This is a genomic window from Bacteroides clarus, from assembly GCF_015555825.1.
Classification (GTDB): domain Bacteria; phylum Bacteroidota; class Bacteroidia; order Bacteroidales; family Bacteroidaceae; genus Bacteroides; species Bacteroides clarus.
This window is the reverse complement of sequence record NZ_JADNLF010000006.1, coordinates 199,783-221,682: the sequence shown is the minus strand read 5'-3', so window position 1 is coordinate 221,682 and position 21,900 is coordinate 199,783. Positions and strand designations below refer to the sequence as shown.

At 41.6% G+C, this 21,900-nt stretch carries 11 protein-coding genes, 2 pseudogenes and 1 riboswitch; of the genes and pseudogenes, 9 read left to right on the top strand and 4 right to left on the bottom strand.

Going from position 1 to position 21,900, the window contains the following annotated elements; translation table 11 throughout:
* Positions 1 to 15: 15 nt before the first annotated feature.
* Both I2F54_RS08990 and I2F54_RS08985 read right to left on the bottom strand, forming a co-directional pair.
* Positions 16 to 2,034 carry a TonB-dependent receptor gene (locus tag I2F54_RS08990; protein ID WP_195501015.1) on the bottom strand — a complete coding sequence of 673 codons (2,019 nt, stop codon included), beginning with the start codon at positions 2,032 to 2,034 and terminating at the stop codon, positions 16 to 18.
* 57 nt (positions 2,035 to 2,091) lie between these two features.
* Positions 2,092 to 2,286: riboswitch (cobalamin riboswitch) on the bottom strand.
* A gap of 28 nt (positions 2,287 to 2,314) precedes the next feature.
* Positions 2,315 to 3,550: a multidrug effflux MFS transporter gene (locus I2F54_RS08985; protein ID WP_195501014.1), complete on the bottom strand. Its 1,236-nt coding sequence runs from the start codon at positions 3,548 to 3,550 to the stop codon at positions 2,315 to 2,317.
* Between the two features lie 156 nt (positions 3,551 to 3,706).
* Here I2F54_RS08985 and I2F54_RS08980 point away from each other — a divergent pair, with 156 nt between their 5' ends.
* From I2F54_RS08980 to I2F54_RS08945, 9 genes and pseudogenes are all read left to right on the top strand, one after another.
* Positions 3,707 to 4,558, top strand: a complete 852-nt coding sequence (locus tag I2F54_RS08980; RefSeq protein WP_195501013.1) for a helix-turn-helix domain-containing protein — start codon at positions 3,707 to 3,709, stop codon at positions 4,556 to 4,558.
* 80 nt (positions 4,559 to 4,638) lie between these two features.
* Complete coding sequence (locus tag I2F54_RS08975) at positions 4,639 to 5,871, top strand: Cof-type HAD-IIB family hydrolase (RefSeq protein WP_009121511.1); 1,233 nt, start codon at positions 4,639 to 4,641, stop codon at positions 5,869 to 5,871.
* A 67-nt stretch (positions 5,872 to 5,938) separates the two neighbouring features.
* Positions 5,939 to 10,813: a RecQ family ATP-dependent DNA helicase gene (locus tag I2F54_RS08970; protein ID WP_195501012.1), complete on the top strand. Its 4,875-nt coding sequence runs from the start codon at positions 5,939 to 5,941 to the stop codon at positions 10,811 to 10,813.
* A gap of 89 nt (positions 10,814 to 10,902) precedes the next feature.
* A pseudogene (locus I2F54_RS08965) lies at positions 10,903 to 11,346 on the top strand (hypothetical protein); the annotation flags it as partial.
* A 42-nt stretch (positions 11,347 to 11,388) separates the two neighbouring features.
* Positions 11,389 to 11,613 (top strand): annotated as a pseudogene (locus I2F54_RS16195) (helix-turn-helix transcriptional regulator).
* 67 nt (positions 11,614 to 11,680) lie between these two features.
* The gene (locus I2F54_RS08960; RefSeq protein WP_195501011.1) at positions 11,681 to 14,386 is read left to right on the top strand and encodes a type I restriction endonuclease subunit R; all 2,706 of its coding nucleotides are present in this window, start codon (positions 11,681 to 11,683) and stop codon (positions 14,384 to 14,386) included.
* Between the two features lie 3 nt (positions 14,387 to 14,389).
* Positions 14,390 to 15,808 (top strand): type I restriction-modification system subunit M, encoded by a 1,419-nt coding sequence (locus tag I2F54_RS08955; RefSeq protein WP_022217920.1) that lies wholly within the window; start codon positions 14,390 to 14,392, stop codon positions 15,806 to 15,808.
* Positions 15,809 to 15,812: 4 nt separating this feature from the next.
* A complete protein-coding gene (locus I2F54_RS08950) occupies positions 15,813 to 16,964 on the top strand; it encodes a PDDEXK nuclease domain-containing protein (protein WP_118047358.1) in 1,152 nt (383 codons plus the stop codon).
* A 5-nt stretch (positions 16,965 to 16,969) separates the two neighbouring features.
* On the top strand, positions 16,970 to 18,277 hold the full coding sequence (locus I2F54_RS08945; RefSeq protein WP_195501010.1) for a restriction endonuclease subunit S: 1,308 nt from the start codon (positions 16,970 to 16,972) through the stop codon (positions 18,275 to 18,277).
* On the opposite strand, the gene I2F54_RS08940 is transcribed toward I2F54_RS08945, so the two are convergent.
* Positions 18,272 to 19,441 carry a restriction endonuclease subunit S gene (locus I2F54_RS08940; RefSeq protein ID WP_195501032.1) on the bottom strand — a complete coding sequence of 390 codons (1,170 nt, stop codon included), beginning with the start codon at positions 19,439 to 19,441 and terminating at the stop codon, positions 18,272 to 18,274. The genes I2F54_RS08945 and I2F54_RS08940 overlap by 6 nt on opposite strands.
* Positions 19,442 to 19,787: 346 nt before the next feature.
* Positions 19,788 to 21,710, bottom strand: a complete 1,923-nt coding sequence (gene dnaK / locus I2F54_RS08935) for a molecular chaperone DnaK (protein WP_195501009.1) — start codon at positions 21,708 to 21,710, stop codon at positions 19,788 to 19,790.
* Positions 21,711 to 21,900 lie beyond the last annotated feature (190 nt).

Below are 21,900 nucleotides of genomic sequence, written 5' to 3'. Positions count from 1 at the left end.
TTAATTAAATTAATTTTAAAATTTAAACGTTCCTGTCACTCTCCACGAACGCCCCGGCATAGGATAATATTTTATCACATCATACTGTTCATCAGTCAGATTGATGATTTCTGCTTGAAGCTGTAATTTACACTTTTTAAAAGCACACTCTTTAGAGATACTGGCCGTATGTTCCATATAACCAGCTATCTCATTTTCAGGAATATTTTGTGACAAGCAATAACGTTTACTTACACCTACGACGGAGTAACCTATGCTAAACCAAGGCATTTCAAACCTCGCAGATACATTGCCGCTATGCTTCGGAGTATAAGGCAACTGTTCCTTATAATTTTTGGCATCCGAATCTGTAAGGTCAATTGCTTTCTGCAAAGTATATCCGCCGGATATAATCAAATCTATATTTTTAGCTAACGGCGCTGATATCGCCAAAGTAGCGTCTACTCCTGTAGCACGGACAGTCCCATAGTTTGCCATACGCCACGCATAAGTAGTGGGAAAAGCTACAATTTTATCAGTCACATCATTGTAATAGGCATCAAATGTCACAGAAATATAGTCTAAAAAAGACAGAGATGAACTGCTCCACGTAATCCCTACATTATATTCATTCGCCTTCTCCGGACGTAAACTTCGATTGCCCAATCTATAATAATACAAGTCGTTAAAAGTAGGTGTACGAAAAGTGCTTTTGTACATAAAACGCAGAAAAAAAGTTTTTTCCATCCAAGGCTGTATACTCACGGAAGCCGAAGGAGCCAAACGACGGAAATTCTCAGGAGCATTCCCAACCTCCACTTTTTCAGTGATAAAAGTATGTACCAATGAACCGGAAGCGGTGATTCTTCCGTATTGGTAACGGATATTGAAAGCTGTCAATGATGCATACCGGGTAGGAAACGGGCAGTCTTTCAGATTACTACGTAATGTATTTACAGCCCCATCTTGTGCCAAAGACAAGGATAAAGTCTTAAATGGACGGTATAGAGCCGTTGCAGATAAATAATATTCATCCTGCCTATGTACAGCCTGATAATATCCGTCCGCATATTCCTTCCCTTCATCCTCATACCTATTCCAGCCATAGTTATACTTTGCCTGTGCCTGCAAACTCCATTTCGAAGAGAAGTGTTTTTTATAACGCGCCTGTACAAAGGTATTCTCATCCCAAAGCGTTTCGTCGGAAATCGGGTTATAAAGAGTTACCGCCCCCGGAAGCCCACGGCGGGAATTGAAATAATATCCTTTTACGTCCACCTCACCACCATCTTTAAAAGTGTGATATAGCGTTGCTTCTCCTTGCCAAGAATAAATATCTGAATTATTACGCTTTTCTTCTGTCACATACTTTCCATTGACCAAAGTAAAAGGATAATTTCCATCGGCACGCATATAATTAGCATTCAAAGCCAAACGCGTACGGTTACCTATTTTTTGCCACCAACGCAACGTGGGGGTAACATACCCAAACGATCCACTACTTATCCTAGCTTGGAAAGCAGCACTGCGCCCTTCATCAAAATGCGGTTTCTCAGTCTCAATGCTCAATACACCTGCCGATGCATATAAACGGGCTGATTGCAACATATTTTCTGTTTGTCCTATTGCTAAAGAAAGGGTTGAGACATTATCAAGCGAAAAACGCCCTATATCAATTTGCCCTGCCTGAGAATTACTCACAACAACCCCATCATAACTGACAGCCGTATGCGCCGCCCCTATATTGCGCACAGAAACAGTCTTCAACCCGCCGATACCACCATAATCTTTTACATTGGCACCTGCAAAACGACGTACGGCATCTGCCATATTCTGTATGCCGAGACGGCTTATATCTTGTTGCGACAATGTTTGTATAGGTACAGCCGAAGTTACTTTATTAGGCATTCGCCGTGCTGTAACAGTCACCTTTTCAATTTGGTGCACTTTTCCTGTAATCGTATCCTTTTTCGCCACCTCTTGTGCCGAAAGCAGAGCACCGCCCATACAAAAGAAACCGATACAGGCAAACCGCACCTTCATTCTCCACATCATAAAAGAGTAAAGATTATCTTTAAACGACGTACACTGTCCGCTTTCCTCGAACGGACAATTTTTTGACTTTGTTTTGCAGGTCTTCTGACTTATTTCTAATGTATCGCCTTCCCATTTTAATTAAAACAGTGGCTAAAGAATGATACATTCAACGCGAAACTCACAGCAGCGGGACTGTTCGGGATTTACACCCGATTCCCTTTTCATCCGTTTCCCGAATAGGGAACCGGAACAAAACGCGGGCAAAGATAAGAATATAATATAAATATTACTCAGCCCCTTATAACAGTTTCTGCAAAAAAACATTTATTATTCTATAAGGAGCGAAATTCAGAGCCTTCTTGTGGAAAGGCAACCGGTGGAAAGAAAAACAAGCACATACGCAAGAACATAACGACCCCATAAAGAATAAAAAGCCGGTAGACATTCTGATATCTCCCATACCTACCAAAGGCGATACAATCCCGCCAAAAGCAAATCCTATCGCACCCAAAAGAGCGGAAGCCACTCCGGCGTTTTTACGTTCACAATCCATCGCCAAAGTGTTGGAAGCCGTAAAAGTCATCCCTACCATCGCAAGCAGGCAGAAAATCAGTATCTCGTAAATCCAAAAATTACAATCCAGGAAAAATGCCACAGAAAGTAATATAGAAATAAATAACATGCCATGATTACCTACATGTAAAGCCCGTTCCATTGTAGAGAAACGAACAGCCAAAGCGGAAGATATCACCATGGCAACGGCATTAACCCCGAAACAGAAACTGAACAACATCGGTGAAAGACCATAATATTGCTGCATGATGAAAGGAGCGGAAGCTATATTGGTAAACAAAACTCCCATCGTAAAGCCATACTGCAATATGTAACGTACGTACTGACGGTTATGCAAGACAATACCAAAACGGCGATACATATCTCCCCACCTTATATTCTGCCTCTGTCCGCCCGGCAAAGACTCTCTAAAACGCATACTTCCGATAATCAAAAGAACGCCTAATATAAATAAGAACCAGAAGATACCATGCCAGCCGCCAAAGTCAGCCAGTACCCCGCCACCTATCGGAGCAACCACCGTAGCGATCCCATTAATAGCGCCGATAGTGGCAAGCATCCCCGCAAGTTCGTGAGCAGAATATTTATCGGCGGCAATAGACCGGGATATCACAACTCCTCCGGCTCCGGCAATTCCCTGTACAAAACGTAACGCGACGAATTGTGATATATTTTGAGAAAAAATACAGCCGACGGTAGAAATCAGGAACAAGGCCATAGCTATCAATAAAGGAGAACGACGGCCATACTTATCACTTAACGGACCAAAAATCAGCTGGCCTGTCGCTAAGCCTACCATACTTGTAGTAAGCCCCAACTGCACTCTTGAAGATGTGGTTTGGAAGAAATCCGACATTGCCGGTAAAGTAGGCAGGTACATATCCATGACAAACGGGCCAAAAGCGCTCAACATTCCCAGAAATACCAATATAAAACCTTTTGAATTTTGTTTACCTGTCATTACCTATTCCTCTTTTATAAATCGGCGGCAAAATTACCCCATATTTACAAGATAAGCTATGGCTTATCTTGTACAAAACGTTTCATTTTAGGAACAATATACGATATTATCATAGAATATAGCTACATTTGTTGCGTAAAAAAGAACTATATTCACATGTACGAACCGTTATCACCCGATACTTCCAGCATCAGATATGAGGAAACCGATTTATCGTATCTGAAACAGCGTCCATACCGTTTTAAATGCGGTATATACTTAATCTGTACACAGGGGCAAAGTATCATCTCCACAGGAGTACAACAATATACCTTTAATGAACAGACCGAACTGATTTTTCTTACAGGAAGCCTTATCCAGGTAATACAAGCCTCAGCAGATTTTAACGTACGCATGCTCCTATTCCCCAAAGATCTTTTCTTAAAAGCCATATTACCAATTGACACACCCTATTTCAACTATACCCATGAACACCCGCACTATCATCACACGGCAGATGAGAGAAGCCAGAAAACATGGCGGGAAATAGTATTATGGATGGATATAGCGCAAATGCTTTTCAAAGACAATACGCTCCAGTTCAGAAAACAACAAGAATTTAATTTCCTGCAAAGCTTATTAATGTGGCTGTTCAACACTATTCCGGAGAAGCTGGCCGCCAACAAGCAATACAGCAGAAAACAGATGCTTTGCCACCAATTCATGCAACTGATACGTGAGCACAGCACCTGCGAACATCAGGTTCCGTTTTATACAGAGCAACTGTGCATTACTTCTCGCTATCTATACGAAATCACTACTCAATACATGAATGGAAAAACTCCCAAGCAACTGATAGACGAGCAGCTGATAGCAGAAGCCAAAGTTCTTTTAAATGAGCCGCAACTATCCGTTACCGAAATTGCGGAACAGTTGCACTTTGCCGATCAGTCTTATCTGAGTCGTTTTTTTAAGAAGAATACCGGTATCTCTCCTAAGGAATTCCGCCTGCAGAAACTGTTACAATAAGTTTCGTCAAAATAAATTAAATCCGTTCGTTTTAACCGTCATTTTATTAACTTTGTTAGCATAACCAAAATCGAGTCGCCATGAAATATAAATTATTAGTTCTTGACGTGGACGGAACGCTTCTCAACGACGCAAAAGAAATCAGCAAACGCACTCTTGCATCTTTACTCAAAGCGCAGCAAATGGGAGTACGTATCGCATTGGCTTCCGGCAGACCGACTTATGGCCTCATGCCACTGGCCAAAACTCTTGAGCTGGGGCATTATGGGGGCTTTATTGTTTCCTATAACGGTTGTCAGATTATCAATGCTCAAAACGGAGAAATCCTGTTCGAGAGGCGAATCAACCCGGAAATGCTGCCTTATCTGGAAAAGAAGGCGCGCAAGAATGGCTTCGCCATATTCACTTATCATGATGACACTATCCTGACAGACAGTCCCGACAATGAACATATCCGCGCCGAAGCCGAATTGAATAATCTGAAAGTTATTAAGGAGGAAGAATTCTCCACGGCTGTAGACTTCGCACCATGCAAATGCATGTTGGTCAGCGATGATGAAGAAGCACTGGCCGGACTGGAAGAACATTGGAAAAAACGTCTGGACGGAACTTTGGATGTCTTTCGTTCGGAACCTTATTTTTTGGAAGTCGTACCTTGCGGAATCGATAAAGCCAATACCTTAGGCGCTTTATTGTCGCATCTGGACATAACTCGTGAAGAAGTAATCGCTATCGGAGACGGCGTATGCGATGTCAATATGCTCCAGATTGCCGGTTTAGGCATAGCCATGGGGCATTCACAAGATTCCGTAAAAGTTTGCGCCGACTACGTAACGGCTTCCAATGAAGAAGACGGCGTTGCCCAAGCCGTCGAAAAAATGATTTTAGCCGAAGTTCATGCCGCTGAAATTCCTCTTGACCTGTTAAACGCACGGGCACATCATGCATTAATGGGCAATTTAGGTATCCAATACACTTACGCCTCGGAAGATCGCATAGAAGCAACCATGCCCGTAGACCACCGTACCCGCCAGCCTTTTGGTATTCTACACGGCGGCGCAACCCTCGCACTTGCCGAAACCGTCGCCGGGCTCGGCTCCATGATAACTTGCCAACCCGATGAGATAGTCGTAGGTATGCAAGTCAGCGGAAACCATATATCTTCCGCACATGAAGGAGATACCGTGCGAGCTGTGGCAACCATCGTACATAAAGGACGCTCATCTCATGTGTGGAATGTAGATGTATTCACTTCCACTAACAAGCTCGTGTCTTCCATCAGGGTGGTGAACAGTGTATTGAAGAAAAGATAAATGAAAAAAAGTTCGATGCAGATACATAACCAATTCAAGTTATAGAACTATTTATTATATTGAACATATGTCAATATGGAGCAAGCTCATAGGAAGCAAGAAAACCGAGGATAGGAATAATATCATCGGCAATAAAACTACCTCTGTACCATGTAGTATCCAAAATTATGCCATAGTAGATGTTGAAGTAGGTTTGAAAGATCATAAAATCCATGATATAGGAGCACTCAAACATGATGACACGACATTCCACAAAACGTCAAAAGAGGAGCTATTTATTTTCTTAAACGACATAGACTATATCTGTGGCCACAATATCATTCACCATGACGCCAAATATCTGTTCACGGATAAGACATGCCGCTGGATTTTAGTCGATACACTTTATATTTCGCCTTTGTTATTCCCGGAACACCCTTACCATAAGCTTGTGAAAGATGACAAGTTGATTAGCGAACAGATGAACAATCCGGTGAATGATTGTAAGAAAGCAAAAGATTTATTACTGGATGAAATAGCACGCTGGAATTCATTGCCAAAGGAAAAGCGTATATTATTCGCATCGCTACTGAAAGACAAGAAAGAATTTACCGGATTTCTCAGCATGGTAAGTGCGGAGTATACCCATGAAGGAATATCCGAACTCATCAAAGAACTTTATACAGGAAAGATTTGCCAACATGCCGACCTTGACATGCTCATCAAACAATACCCATGCGGATTGGCATACGCATTGGCTCTGATTGATACTACGGATTACCGTTCCATCACCCCCGGATGGGTACTTTACAATTATCCGGAAGTGGAATTTATTGTAAAACTCCTACGCCACACCAATTGCCGGGAAGGTTGCGACTACTGCCATACGCAATTGGATGTGCTCCATAATCTAAAAGTCTTTTTCGGATATGAACGTTTCCGAACATACGAAGGCGAGCCGCTGCAAGAACAAGCAGCCCAGGCAGCGGTGAAGGGTAAATCGTTACTGGCGATATTTCCTACCGGTGGCGGCAAATCACTTACCTTCCAATTACCGGCACTCATGGCAGGACACGCCATGCACGGGCTCACGGTTGTTATCTCTCCTCTGCAATCTTTAATGAAAGACCAGGTAGACAATCTTGCCGACAGAGGTATCACGGACGCCGTAACCATAAATGGAATGTTAGACCCCATCACAAGGTCACTGTCCATACAAAGAGTGCAAGACGGAGAAGCCTCACTGCTGTATATATCCCCCGAAATGCTTCGTTCAAAAACGATTGAGAAAATATTGATAGCCCGGCACGTCGTAAGGTTTGTGATAGACGAAGCGCATTGTTTCTCTTCATGGGGGCAGGATTTCAGAGTTGACTACCTTTACATCGGCAAATTCATCCGGCAATACCAGCAAAAGAAACAATGCAAGAGTCCGATACCCGTATCCTGCTTTACGGCCACAGCAAAGCAGAAAGTAATACAAGACATCTGCGACTATTTCAAACAAACCTTGAATTTGGATTTGGAGTTATTCGCATCAACGGCTTCAAGAACAAATCTACATTATTCCGTCATACATTTAGAAAGCGACAATGATAAATACTTAAAGTTAAGAGAACTCGTAGCTGAATCCGATTGCCCGACAATTGTTTATGTATCACACACCAAACGAACCAAAGAGCTGGCGGCCAAATTGACTCGCGACGGTTATAAGGCACTCCCTTTCAATGGCAAAATGGAAGCTGATGAAAAAATAGCCAACCAAGACGCTTTCATGAACGATCAGGTACACATCATTGTGGCTACATCCGCATTCGGCATGGGAGTCGATAAAAAAGATGTCGGCCTTGTGGTACATTATGACATTTCCGATTCACTGGAGAATTATGTTCAGGAAGCAGGTAGAGCAGGGCGTGACCCAGGCCTCAGCGCACGTTGTTATGTGCTTTATAGCGACAATGATTTGGACAAGCATTTTATATTGTTAAACCAAACAAAACTAAGCATCAGTGAAATACAACAGGTATGGAAAGCCGTCAAAAACCTTACCAGACAACGCATGAAAGTCAACTGTTCCGCATTGGAAATCGCCCGGCAAGCGGGATGGGATGATTCGGTATCCGACATCGAAACCCGCGTACGAACAGCATTAGCGGCTTTGGAACAAAGCGGATATCTGGTAAGAGGAAACAATGTACCTCATGTATATGCCACGGGAATCACAGTGAAGGATATGGACGAAGCAAGACAACGCATATCAGCCTCACTACTTTTTGGCAGTGACGAAATAGAAAAAGCAGTCCGCATCATCAAGTCGTTGATATCTCAAAAGTACATCGCCAAAGCACAGGATGCGGAAGCGGAATCACGAATCGACTATCTGGCAGATATATTGGGACTAAGTAAAAGAGAGGTTATATCTGTAGTGGAACGCATGCGGCAGGAAGGCATATTGGCAGACAGCAAAGATATATCCGCCTATTTGCAGGATGCAGGTGATTCGGAACGAAAGTCGCAAATGCTTCTCGAACGCTTTGCAAAACTCGAACAATACATCCTCAAACATATTCCCGATGAGTCTTTACGAATCTCATGCAAGCAACTGAATGAAAATGCCATGAACGACGGAATCAATACATCCAAAGAAAAAGACATTCGGACGCTGCTCTATTTCCTTACCGTCAAGGGATATATACGTAAGAAAGAGGATGCGGCCCATAATATGGAAATAAGGCGCCAAGCAGACTTGGAATCTACCATCAGGCGCTTTGAGAAACGATTGGAAATAAGCCGTTTTACCGTGGAATGGCTATACAAATCAGCTTCAGATGCAGAAAAGGAAAATGTACCGGGCAAAGCTATTCAGTTCTCCGTAGTAGAACTTTTAGACCGGATAAAATCAAGTTCTCAATCCCTATTCGGAGGACTTGACGACATTCAGCTGGAAGACGTGGAAGAAGCGCTTCTGTACTTGTCCAAAATTGGCGCGCTAAAACTTGAAGGTGGTTTCTTGGTACTTTATAATGCCATGAATATCCAAAGAATAAAGGACAACAAATCGCGATATAAGCAAGACGACTACCGGATGCTCAACGAATTCTACAAGTTGAAAATCCAGCAAGTGCATATTGTAGGCGAATATGCCAATCTGATGGTGAGAAATTACCATGCGGCCTTGCAATATGTTCAAGACTATTTCCAAATGGACTACAAGAAGTTTGTCACAAAATACTTCAAAGGAGACAGAGTAAGCGAGATACAGCGCAACTTAACGCCACAGAAATACAATCAATTGTTTGGGCAATTATCCAAACGGCAGATGGAAATTATTTCCGATAAGGACTCACGTTGCATTGTGGTGGCAGCCGGTCCCGGTAGTGGAAAAACACGGGTATTGGTCCACAAACTGGCCTCGCTTCTGCTACTTGAGGATGTAAAACACGAACAGCTTCTGATGCTGACGTTTTCAAGAGCAGCCGCAACGGAATTCAAACAAAGGCTCATGGAGTTGATAGGCAACGCCGCCCATTTTGTCGAAATAAAAACATTCCATTCCTATTGTTTCGACCTTCTGGGACGGATAGGAAATCTTGAAGAATCCAAAAATGTCGTTGCAAAAGCTGCCGAGATGATATACCAAGGAGAAGTAGAACCAAATAAAATCGGCAAGACAGTGCTGGTCATAGACGAGGCTCAGGATATGGGAACCGAAGAACACGCACTTGTAAAGGCTCTGATGGCTAACAACGAGGAAATGCGTGTGATAGCGGTGGGAGACGATGACCAAAACATCTATGAATTTCGCGGCTCCGATTCAAGTTATATGTATCGGCTGGCACAAGAAAACGGAAGTACATTTGTCGAAATGACCGAGAATTACCGCAGTGCGCACCACCCGGTGAATTTTGCCAACGAATTTCTAAAAAACATTGACAAACGGATAAAAAGTACGCCTATCATCTCCATGAGAGAAGAGGAAGGCCGGGTGGAAGTGACACGCCATCAATCAAAGTATATGTACCAGCCGCTTGTCGAAAACTTACTCCGACACAAAGACAAAGGCACATCGTGTATACTCACCCAAACAAACGAAGAGGCTGTTATCCTGATGGGGCTCTTACGAAAGCAAGGTGTGAGCAGCAAACTTATACAATCAATGGACGGCCTCCGCTTTTGGAACATGGCCGAAATGAGATTTTTCCTGAGGTATATAAACAAACGGATCAACACACCGCTAATTACAGAAGAACTGTGGGAGGAAGCCAAATGTGCAACCTTCTCCGCTTATGACAGAAGTCAAAGTTTGATGTATGTAAAGCAGTGTGTGGAGCAGTTTGAACAAACCAACAAGACAAAATATTTCAGTGACTTCAAAGAATTTGTATTTGAGTCGTCAGTGGAAGACTTTTGCGACATAACAGGAGCCGATGTCGTGGTATCGACCATTCATAAAGCAAAAGGCAGAGAGTTTGACGACGTGTATATGCTCGTATCCGACGATTATATAAAGGACTCTCATCTGATGCGTCGATATTATGTAGGAATAACCCGCGCGAAAAACCGGCTGTTTATACATACGAATGGCGATTACTTCAATCATTTAAGTACAGACCGATATTTTATCGACCAACAACAATATGATATGCCTGAAGAAATCGTATTACAGCTCTCTCATAAAGATGTTTATTTGGACTTCTTCAAAGAACGAAAACAAGAGGTCTTGGCATTGAGAGGGGGAGATTCATTGATTTACAGTAATTTCTTTTTGTACAGCTCATTAACCGATAAACCTGTGGCAAAGTTATCATCAAAAATGCAGGGCATATTGTCTGAGTGGGAAGAAAGAGGTTATAAAGTAAAATCCGCATCCGTGCGATTTGTAATGGCATGGAAACCCAAAGACGCAGAAAAGAATGAACCGGAAACAGCTGTCCTTTTAGCAGACTTGGGGCTTTCTTTGTAGAGAATAAAAATAGGGTGTAACTCGCTGAGTTACACCCTATTTTATATTCTTGATTATCGTTATTTACCGATACTTATTTGACTTCCTCAAAGATAATTCATACTGAATACCAGCATGAGCAACAACAATACCAACAACAAAGAGAAAAGGAAGAAGATGCAAAGTTAAATGCCATCCTGAGATACGAGATACATTTAAACGTTTTGACTTGGACGAAACAGAGAATGACCAAATTTGCGAATCTGTTCACTATTTTGTAACTAACCGCCAAGTGTTTTCTGTGACCGAAATTCATATCAAGAAGCGCACCTTCCCCACTCAAATCTCTTTGAAAAACTTTGCTTAGAATATTGCTTTCCAAATATAATATAGGTAGAGATATGACCACCTCATTTGTAATGGCTACATTTGCCGAATGGTATACCAACTCCACATTTGACACCGTTAGAAAGAATCTGCGTACAACCACAGGAAAGCATAAGATTGAAATCGACAAGAATATCTTATCGAAATACCTCAGCTATGAAAAATAAATGAAATAAAATTACTATCTTCGCTCATTATAAAAGGATGATATGAAAGATATAAACAGACTGAAGATCGTCTTATGCGAAAAGAAACGAACAAGTAAGTGATTATCAGAGTAACTGAATGTAAATCCATCAACTGTTTCAAAATGGTGCACCAATACTTCGCAACCTAACTTGGCTTGCCTTTTAAAGATTTCAGACTTACTTGAATTCGATATAAAAAAATTGATAGTCCGTGAATACAAGACATTCATGTTGTCTCAACAATAAATAGTCCCATAAACACGAATGACGAATAATGCTATTAACTTCTGATAATACAAAAATATAGGAATATATGACACCTGAAGAAAAAGCGAGAATAAAGATTGACCAATGGTTTGCCGATGCAGGTTGGAAAGTGGTTGATAGAGAAGACTACGAACCAACTTGTACAGCAGTTGCTATAAGAGAGGGGCTGCTAAAAGGTAATCTTGAAGCTGATTATTTTCTGTTTGTTAACGGAAAGGCAGTTGGGGTACTTGAAGCAAAAAGGGAAGATATAGACGCTTTCTCCAATAAAGTATGTGAACAGGCTACCTTATATGCCCGAAATATTCCTAATATCTATCAAACTTATCAAAAGCCATTGCCTTTCATTTTTACTTCAAATGGTAAAGATTTATATTTTTGCGATTTCCGTGAACAAGATTCATATTTCAAGCAGATAATGTCTATCCCTACGCCACATGAGTTGGTTAAGAAGTTAGGAATTGAAGATACATTTGCAGGACTACCGGCATTGAGAAAGAAAGGGCTTCGTGATTGTCAATACGAGGCGATAACAGAACTTGAAAAGAGTTTCCGTAGTGGACAAAATCGGGCATTGATGGTTCTTGCCACCGGAGCAGGTAAAACATATACAGCTTGTCTCACTGCCTACCGAATGCTTTCTTATACTTCAATGCGTAGAGTGTTATTCCTTGTTGACCGAAATAATCTGGGCAAGCAGGCTGAAGGTGAGTTTGGTACTTTTCGATTGACCGAAAACGGAGATGCTTTCAATACTATTTTTACGGTCAATCGCCTTCGCTCTTCTTACATTCCTTCTGATAGCAACGTAGTTATTTCGACAATACAACGTCTGTTCTCCTTTTTGAAAGGAGAAGATATTGGGGATAATGAGGATGATGACGAGAACGAACCGATAGAAGAAGTAACCTTGCCACCCAATCCGAACTTACCACACGACTACTTTGATATGATTATCATAGATGAATGTCACCGTTCTATTTATGGAAATTGGCGTAAAGTACTGGAATATTTCGATACGGCAAGATTGGTCGGTTTGACTGCAACCCCGATTGAAGAGACAAAGAAATTCTTCAACTACAATATCATTGTTAACTATACATTGGAAAAGAGTATTGTCGACGGCGTGAATGTGGATTGTCGGGTGTACAGAATAAAAACACAGGTTACAGAAACAGGTGGTGCTATATTAGAGGGTGAGAAATTCAAAGAAGAAACGCGATACACCGGTGAGGTTAAGATGGTGAGTAGCAAAGAAACCAAAACCTACACAAACAAAGAACTTAATCGGAATGTCATCAATCCGGCACAGATAAAGTTAATTCTTTCAACTTATCGAGATGCTGTTTACACCGAATTGTTCAACGATCCACAACGTGAGCCGAATATTGATTATTTGCCCAAAACATTGATATTTGCTCTCAATGAAGCCCATGCTACCAATATAGTGCAGATTGCTAAAGAGGTATTTGGGAGAACTGACGATCGCTTCGTACAGAAAATTACTTATTCGGCAGGTGATAGCAATGAACTGATACGCCAATTCCGCAATGACAAAGATTTCCGCATTGCCGTGACTTGTACGCTGGTTGCTACCGGAACAGATGTGAAACCGTTGGAAGTGGTAATGTTCATGCGTGATGTGGAATCATTGCCTTTGTATATTCAGATGAAAGGGCGTGGAGTGCGTACTATTGGCGATGAGCAATTGCGTAATGTCACTCCGAATGCCTTCAGTAAAGATTATTTCTATTTGGTTGATGCAGTAGGTGTGACGGAAAGTATGAAAACGGTGAAACCCATAGGTGACGATCCAACAACAAAGACTATCACTCTAAAGGAACTTTTAGAGCGTATCAGTCATGGTTATATTCCTGACGAATATCTCAAACGGCTTGCAGCTACGCTTGCCCGAATCTACAATAAAGCGGATGACTCGCAGCGAAAAGAATTTACTCGTTTGTCTCATGATGATATGAAAGAACTTTCTGCCAGAATATACGAGGCGCTTGAAAAAAGTACTCTTCCACCGTTTGTTAACACCGAAGAACCTAATTTGGAGCGTAAAGGATTGGTTTCCCCACTTGCTAATCATGCCGATGCACGGAGGTTTTTACTCATTCTTGCAGCTGGATTTGTCAATACGCTAATGCCAGGAGAAGATACGCTTATATCAAAAGGGTTCTCCATTGAGGATGCTAAAAACACAACAGAGGCATTTGAGGAGTTTTGTAAAGAATACTACGATGAGATAGAGGCTCTTCGTATCATCTATAACAATGAAGGCGAGCCGATAACCTATTCAATGTTGAAAGATTTGGAACATAAACTCAAAATGGTAAACAATCATTTTGCTCCAAAACAAATTTGGAATTCGTATGCCATTCTTTCTCCAGGCAAAGTAAAGCGTTCTACAACAAAAGAAGAAAGTGATGCTTTGACAAACATCATACAACTGGTACGCTTTGCTTTCCGCCAAATTGAGAGGTTGGACAGTGTAGTCACTACATCCAAGCAATATTTCAATCTATGGCTAGGGCAAAATCAACGTGAAATAACCGACAAGCAGCGTGAAGTAATCAGTCGTATAGTGGATTACATTGCTTCTAACGGTGCTTGTACAGTCAGAGATATTCGTGAAGATGATGCAACCCATGCAGCCCAAATGATTCGGGCGTTTGGTAATATGCAGAAAGCAGATGAAGCACTTCGGTCGCTTTATACATTTGTAGTATTAAGAAAAGCAGCATAAATTATGGTAACAAATAACGCAACAGAGCAATCGCTCACCAAAAAAGTCTGGAATCTGGCAACAACTCTTGCCGGACAAGGTGTTGGATTTACCGATTATATCACCCAACTGACCTATCTTTTGTTTTTGAAGATGGATACCGAGAATGTAGAAATGTTCGGAGAGGAATCGGCAATTCCAACTGGGTATCAATGGAACGATTTGATTTCTCTTGATGGATTAGAACTAGTCAGGCAATACGAAGAAACACTTAAACTGCTTAGCGAGCAGGACAATTTAATAGGCACTATTTACACCAAAGCACAAAACAAGATAGACAAGCCTGTTTATCTGAAAAAGGTTATCACTATGATAAATGAAGAGCAATGGCTCATCATGGATGGTGATGTGAAAGGTGCTATCTACGAGAGTATTCTTGAAAAGAATGGACAAGACAAGAAAAGTGGTGCCGGACAATATTTTACGCCACGTCCGCTAATCCAAGCGATGGTGGATTGCATCAATCCGCAAATGGGCGAAACCGTTTGTGACCCCGCTTGCGGTACAGGTGGATTCCTGCTTACTGCCTATGATTATATGAAAGGGCAGTCTGCAAATAAAGAAAAGCGTGATTTTTTGCGTGACAAAGCTTTGCATGGTGTGGATAATACGCCTTTAGTAGTAACACTTGCTTCCATGAATCTCTATTTGCATGGTATAGGCACAGACCGTAGTCCGATTGTGTGTGAGGATTCTTTGGAAAAAGAGCCATCAACCCTTGTTGATGTGATACTCGCCAATCCACCTTTTGGAACTCGCCCTGCTGGTTCTGTGGACATCAACCGTCCAGATTTCTATGTGGAAACCAAGAACAACCAGCTGAACTTTCTCCAACACATGATGCTTATGCTCAAAACCGGAGGACGTGCTGCCGTGGTGCTTCCTGACAATGTTCTCTTTGAAGCCGGAGCTGGTGAAACAATCCGTAAACGCTTATTGCAAGATTTCAATCTGCATACTATATTACGTTTACCCACAGGCATCTTCTATGCCCAAGGTGTAAAAGCCAATGTGCTGTTTTTCAGCAAAGGGCAACCTACCAAAGAAATATGGTTTTATGATTATCGTACCGATGTAAAGCACACGCTTGCCACCAATAAACTGGAACGCCATCATTTAGATGATTTTGTCTCCTGCTACAATAATCGGGTAGAAACCTACGATGCAGAAAATAATCCGCAAGGGCGTTGGCGCAAATACTCGGTAGATGAGATCATTGCCAGAGACAAAACAAGCCTCGACATCACATGGATAAAACAAGGCGGTGAGGTGGACGACCGTTCATTGGCAGAATTGATGGCAGACATTAAAAAGAAAAGCCAAACGATAAGTGTGGCTGTAGCTGAACTTGAAAAATTGCTCGCAAACATAAATGAAGATTGAGTGCATGGAAAACAATAAGATAATCATATCAATGGAACAGCAATTTGGAGAAGTTATAGACATCATTCTCCAACATAAAGGTCGTGCTTCAAGAGCTGTAAATAACGAACTATTGTTTACAGCGTGGTATGTTGGTGGATATGTATCAGCCAAATTGAAAAGCGAGGAATGGGGAAGCAAGGTTGTAACGCAGTTATCCGAATATATCCGTTCCCAGCGTCCAGACATCAAGGGCTATAGTCGGAGAAGCATTTACAATATGGTGATGTTCTATGATGAATATTCATCGGAAACATTCAGTTCCACTGTAGAGAAGTATTTGAACGCTGAATTTGTGCAGCCAAGAACTGCACAAATAAAAGCAAGCCAACCTACACAAGAGGTGGCTGTAATTGTGCAGCCAACATCTGCCCAAATTATCCATTCAACATTTGGACAGATGCCCAAAATATTGGAGTTGACCACATTGACCAATCATATAGAGATTCTTTGCCGATGCCAAAGTAATGAAGAGCGGATGTTCTATATACTCTATGCCAATAAAGAACATTTAGTGAAGCGAGAACTTCAGCGTTGTATATCGAATCAAACATATACAGCTTTATTGAGCAGTAAAGACAATATGTCGAAAGGCTTACTTGGTGCTTACCCCAATGCCCCTATAATGTTTAAGGACACATTGTTCGTTGATTTCTTGAACTTGCCTAAGAAACATAGCGAATCCAAACTTAGAAAAGGCTTGGTAGAACACATGAAGCAGTTTATTCTTGAGCTTGGAAAGGACTTTATCTTTATGGACCAAGAGTATCGTCTCAATATAGGTGCATCTACATTTAAGGCTGATTTGCTGTTCTTCCATCGTGGCTTACAAGCATTGGTAGCTGTAGAATTGAAAAAGACAAAATTCCATCCGCACGACCTCGGTCAGTTGGAATTTTATTTGGAAGCACTCGACAGAGATGTAAAGCGTTCTAACGAAAACCCTTCTATCGGCATTATCCTTTGCCCGGAAGCCGACAAGGTAGTGGTGGAATACGCAATGAGCAGAAGTATGAGTCCAACAATGATAGCAGAATACAAACGTATCCTCATTCCACAGGAGCGCATGCAACAACAACTAAATGAGTTTTGCAACCTTTTCTTAGATAAAGACTAATCGGTATGGATACAAAGAAATTACGTCAAAAGATACTCGACCTCGCTATTCGTGGCAAACTCGTTCCGCAAGACCCAAACGATGAGCCTGCATCTGTATTGCTTGAACGAATCAAGGCTGAAAAAGGACGATTGATAAAAGAGAGGAAAATTAAAAAGAGTAAGAAGTCGGTAAAAACTTCCGATACGCCCCATTATCCCTACTTGCTACCTAATAGATGGTGTTTGTCTACTTTAGGTGAGGTGTTTGCGCTTCAAGCAGGAAAAAACATAACAGCAAAAGATATTAAGGATACCACCACAGAATTACATCCTTACAAATGTTATGGCGGCAATGGCGTTAGGGGATTTGTTGCATCATATAACAGAGAAGGAGATTTCTCAATCATCGGAAGGCAAGGAGCACTTTGTGGAAATATCAATATTGCTAAAGGAAAGTTTTACGCAACAGAACATGCTGTTGTTGTGGAAAGATATTGTGATGTAGATTTAATGTGGGCATATTACACATTGACAGCTTTAAACTTAAATCAATATGCCACCGCTACTGCCCAACCTGGACTTTCTGTTGCTGTTATTAATGATGTTTGTATTCCGATACCTCCACAAAAAGAGCAAGAGAGAATATCAAAAGAAATAGAACATTGGTTTGCTTTAATAGACCAAATAGAACAAGGAAAAGCCGATTTACAGACTATAATAAAACAAGCCAAAGCCAAAATCCTTGACCTCGCCATTCACGGCAAGCTCGTACCGCAAGACCCGAATGACGAACCAGCCATTGAACTGCTGAAACGTATAAACCCCGACTTCATACCTTGTGATAACGGGCATTATACGCAGTTACCTGAAGGATGGACAGTTGTACCCATGCAAATGTTATGTTCGTTAATTGATGGTGATAAGCAAAATGGTATAGAACGAATAAATCTTGATGTCAAATATTTGCGTGGTAAGCGTAATGCCAAGACTTTGACTTCTGGTAAATATATAGCAGCAAATTCTCTTTTGATTTTAGTTGACGGAGAGAACTCTGGAGAGGTATTCAGAACCCCAATAGATGGTTATCAAGGTAGCACTTTTAAACTGTTATCTATCAATGAGAATATGAATACCGAGTATGTATTGCAAATTATCAACTTACATAGGGAGATATTGCGAGAGAATAAGGTTGGTTCTGCCATTCCGCATTTGAATAAGAAACTGTTCAAGGCGATTGATGTACCTATTCCACCTTACAAAGAGCAGCAAAGGATTGTAGAGGCTATAAATAAGTTTTTTATATCTTTGTGTATGATAATGAAGAGCCTATAAACTCTCCATTATTTCATTTAATTGTGTAAAGATTTCACGGACTGTATAAACAATTCGTTTTTGTTCAGCCTTTGGTGGTATGGGTATTTCTAATTTTGAGTATTCAGAAATCCAATATCGTTTATGAGTGCCACCTACCAATTTGGTAATGCTCATAAACATTGCCACATAATCAACTTCAATATCAGTGTGTATTTTTAGAATCTTCATTGCTGATGATTTTACCTTAAAGGGGAAATTAACTTTTTTTGAATCAGTTGTAAAATCATCAAAGATTATACAAGGAAGATTTGAGTATATACCAGCAGTTTCGTTGGTATAGCCTATAATAAATGATTTACCTGCTGTTAAAACAGGTGTTGAATAGGAATCATCATAAGTTGTTGAGTTTACAATATAAGCAGTAGGTTGTTCATAGTTTGTAATTTGTTCAAGCCTGCAAACTGTCCATCCTTCAGGTAACTGCGTATAATGCCCGTTATCACGAGGTGTAAAGTTGGGATTTATGCGCTTTAAGAGTTCTATGGCAGGTTCGTCATTCAGGTCTTGCGGTACGAGTTTTCCGTGAATAGCAAGGGCAAGAATTTTGCTCTTGGCTTGTTTTATTACAGTCAGCAAATTACCTTTACCATTCTTGACTATGTCAATTAACGAAATCCACTTATCCATCTCTGCTACAATTCTTCCTTGTTCCTTTAATGGAGGAATAGGTATCATTAATTGCGACAGTTTTTGGGCATTGATATTAGACTGATTAACAGCATCTGTTTTCACATCATAACACCAATCATGATAATAACCGCTATTCATTACAGTGTTAAGGTAGTCAGGAGAAATCAATAAAGGTCTAATACGAATAAGATAGCCTGCATATATGGCTGGTTGTTCTTCCTTATAGATTGCTGTTTTTCCAACCCATTCACTACTATTTGTGCGATTAAACAGTAAATCGTCTTTTTCAAGAGAGTATTGTTCAATATCTTCATCATTCGAAGAATACACTAAATTCGAATAATCTATTGTACCAACATTAGTAATATTCCCCATTCGTAAAACAGCTATTTTACCCACACTTGATGATTTCTCAGAAGTTCCGTATTTTAATTCGCATACAATATTTTCCAACCTACACCATACCCACGATTCCGGCACTTCAAACGGCAGGTTCTCATAATGGGGCGTATGTAAAGCTGTCTATCACTTTATTGCATTAACAAAGATGTTTGGTCAAATTTACTTTACGCATTGCTCTATATGATTACAAATAAGATACTATCTGCCCTTGCCACTCTTAATCGGTTTGCAAAGCCATTTTGCCATTTTTGCACAACGGATTGCTCAGTTACGTTCATCCTCGTCTTTGTCTTTTCCCCATCCACTATCGTGATTGCCACCGCATGAAGATGACATAGAAATAAAGTCAAAGAAAAGTGATATAAAAAGAAATAGGGTATAACTCATTGAGCTACACCCTATATTCCTATTTGTAGTTATCGTTGTTTACCGATACTTACTTCACTTCCTCAAAGTCAGCATCCTGTACATTATCCCCATGCTTATTGCCATTATCCTGAGCTCCGCCTTGTTGTCCGGCATTCATATCAGGACCGGCTTGTGCACCACCCTGAGCACCGCTCTGAGCATACATTTCAGCGCTTGCGGCCTGGAAAGCAGTATTCAGTTCAGCCATCGCAGAATCAACAGCAGCCAAATCCTGTGCTTTGTGAGCATCTTTCAGTTTCTGAAGGGCAGCTTCAATCAGAGCTTTCTTGTCGGCAGGCAACTTATCGCCCAGTTCCTTCAGCTGATTTTCAGTAGTGAAAATCATTGAGTCGGCTTGGTTCAGTTTGTCAACTTTCTCACGTTCTTTCTTATCGGCTTCGGCATTTGCTTCGGCTTCGGCTTTCATCTTTTCGATTTCTTCCTTGCTCAAACCGCTGGAAGCCTCGATACGGATAGCCTGTTCCTTACCGGTAGCCTTATCCTTGGCAGATACTTTCAAGATACCGTTGGCATCGATATCGAATGTTACCTCGATTTGAGGAATACCGCGACGTGCCGGAGCGATACCTGTCAGGTTAAACTGACCGATTGACTTGTTCTGTGCAGCCATCGGACGTTCACCCTGCAATACGTGGATAGTAACTTCCGTCTGGTTGTCGGCGGCGGTAGAGAATGTTTCGCTCTTCTTGCAAGGAATAGTCGTATTGGCGTCAATCAGCTTGGTCATTACACCACCCATAGTCTCGATACCCATAGACAGCGGAGTAACATCCAGCAATACAACACCCTTGATTTCGTCTGTCAAAACAGCGCCCTGTACGGCAGCACCTACCGCTACTACCTCATCCGGATTCACGCCTTTGGAAGGAACTTTACCGAAGAAGTCTTCAACCAATTTCTGTACAGCCGGTATACGTGAAGAACCACCTACAAGGATAACTTCATCTATATCGGAGTTGCCCAAACCGGCATCACTCATAGCCTTCTTGCAAGGTTCAAGACAAGCCTGAATCAAATTGTGAGCCAAAGCCTCGAATTTGGCACGCGTCAGAGTCTTAACCAAATGCTTGGGCACACCGCCTACCGGCATAATGTACGGCAGGTTGATTTCCGTACTGGTAGAAGAAGACAATTCGATCTTTGCCTTTTCGGCAGCTTCTTTCAAACGCTGCATAGCCATCGGATCCTGAGTAAGGTCAGCACCTTCGTCGTTCTTGAACTCTTGAACCAGCCAGTCGATGATAACCTGGTCGAAGTCATCACCACCCAGATGAGTATCACCGTTGGTTGACAATACTTCGAACACACCGCCACCGAACTCAAGGATAGAAATATCGAATGTACCGCCACCGAGGTCGAATACGGCAACCTTCATATCCTTATGCGCCTTGTCGATACCGTAAGCCAAAGCTGCGGCAGTCGGCTCGTTCACAATACGCTTTACTTCCAGACCGGCAATCTGGCCGGCTTCTTTGGTAGCCTGACGTTGAGAATCGGAGAAGTAAGCCGGAACGGTAATAACGGCTTCCGTCACTTCTTGTCCCAGATAATCCTCAGCGGTCTTTTTCATTTTCTGCAGAATCATTGCAGAGATTTCCTGCGGAGTATAGAGACGTCCGTCAATATCCACACGCGGAGTATTGTTGTCACCCTTCACTACTTTATAAGGCACGCGGGCTATTTCTTTTTGTACCTGATCCCAGTTCTCACCCATAAAACGTTTGATTGAGAACACTGTTCTCGTCGGGTTTGTGATAGCCTGACGCTTTGCAGGGTCACCCACCTTACGTTCACCACCGTCCACAAACGCCACAACAGAAGGAGTGGTGCGCTTGCCTTCGCTGTTTGCAATTACTACAGGTTCGTTTCCTTCGAATACGGAAACGCAAGAGTTTGTTGTTCCTAAGTCAATACCAATAATTTTTCCCATGATCGTTATTATTTTATTTGTTATTATTCAGTTTCGGTGTCCGCCTCGTTGGCAGACGCCAATAAAAAGACAAACGTCGTGCCAAATTGTTCAAGGAGGCGGCAGATTTATGAATGTGACAGTTTGTCTGTCAGTTTGGCAGAGTTAAATATATTTTTTCTGTCGGAAATTACCATTTGTTAATTTCTAT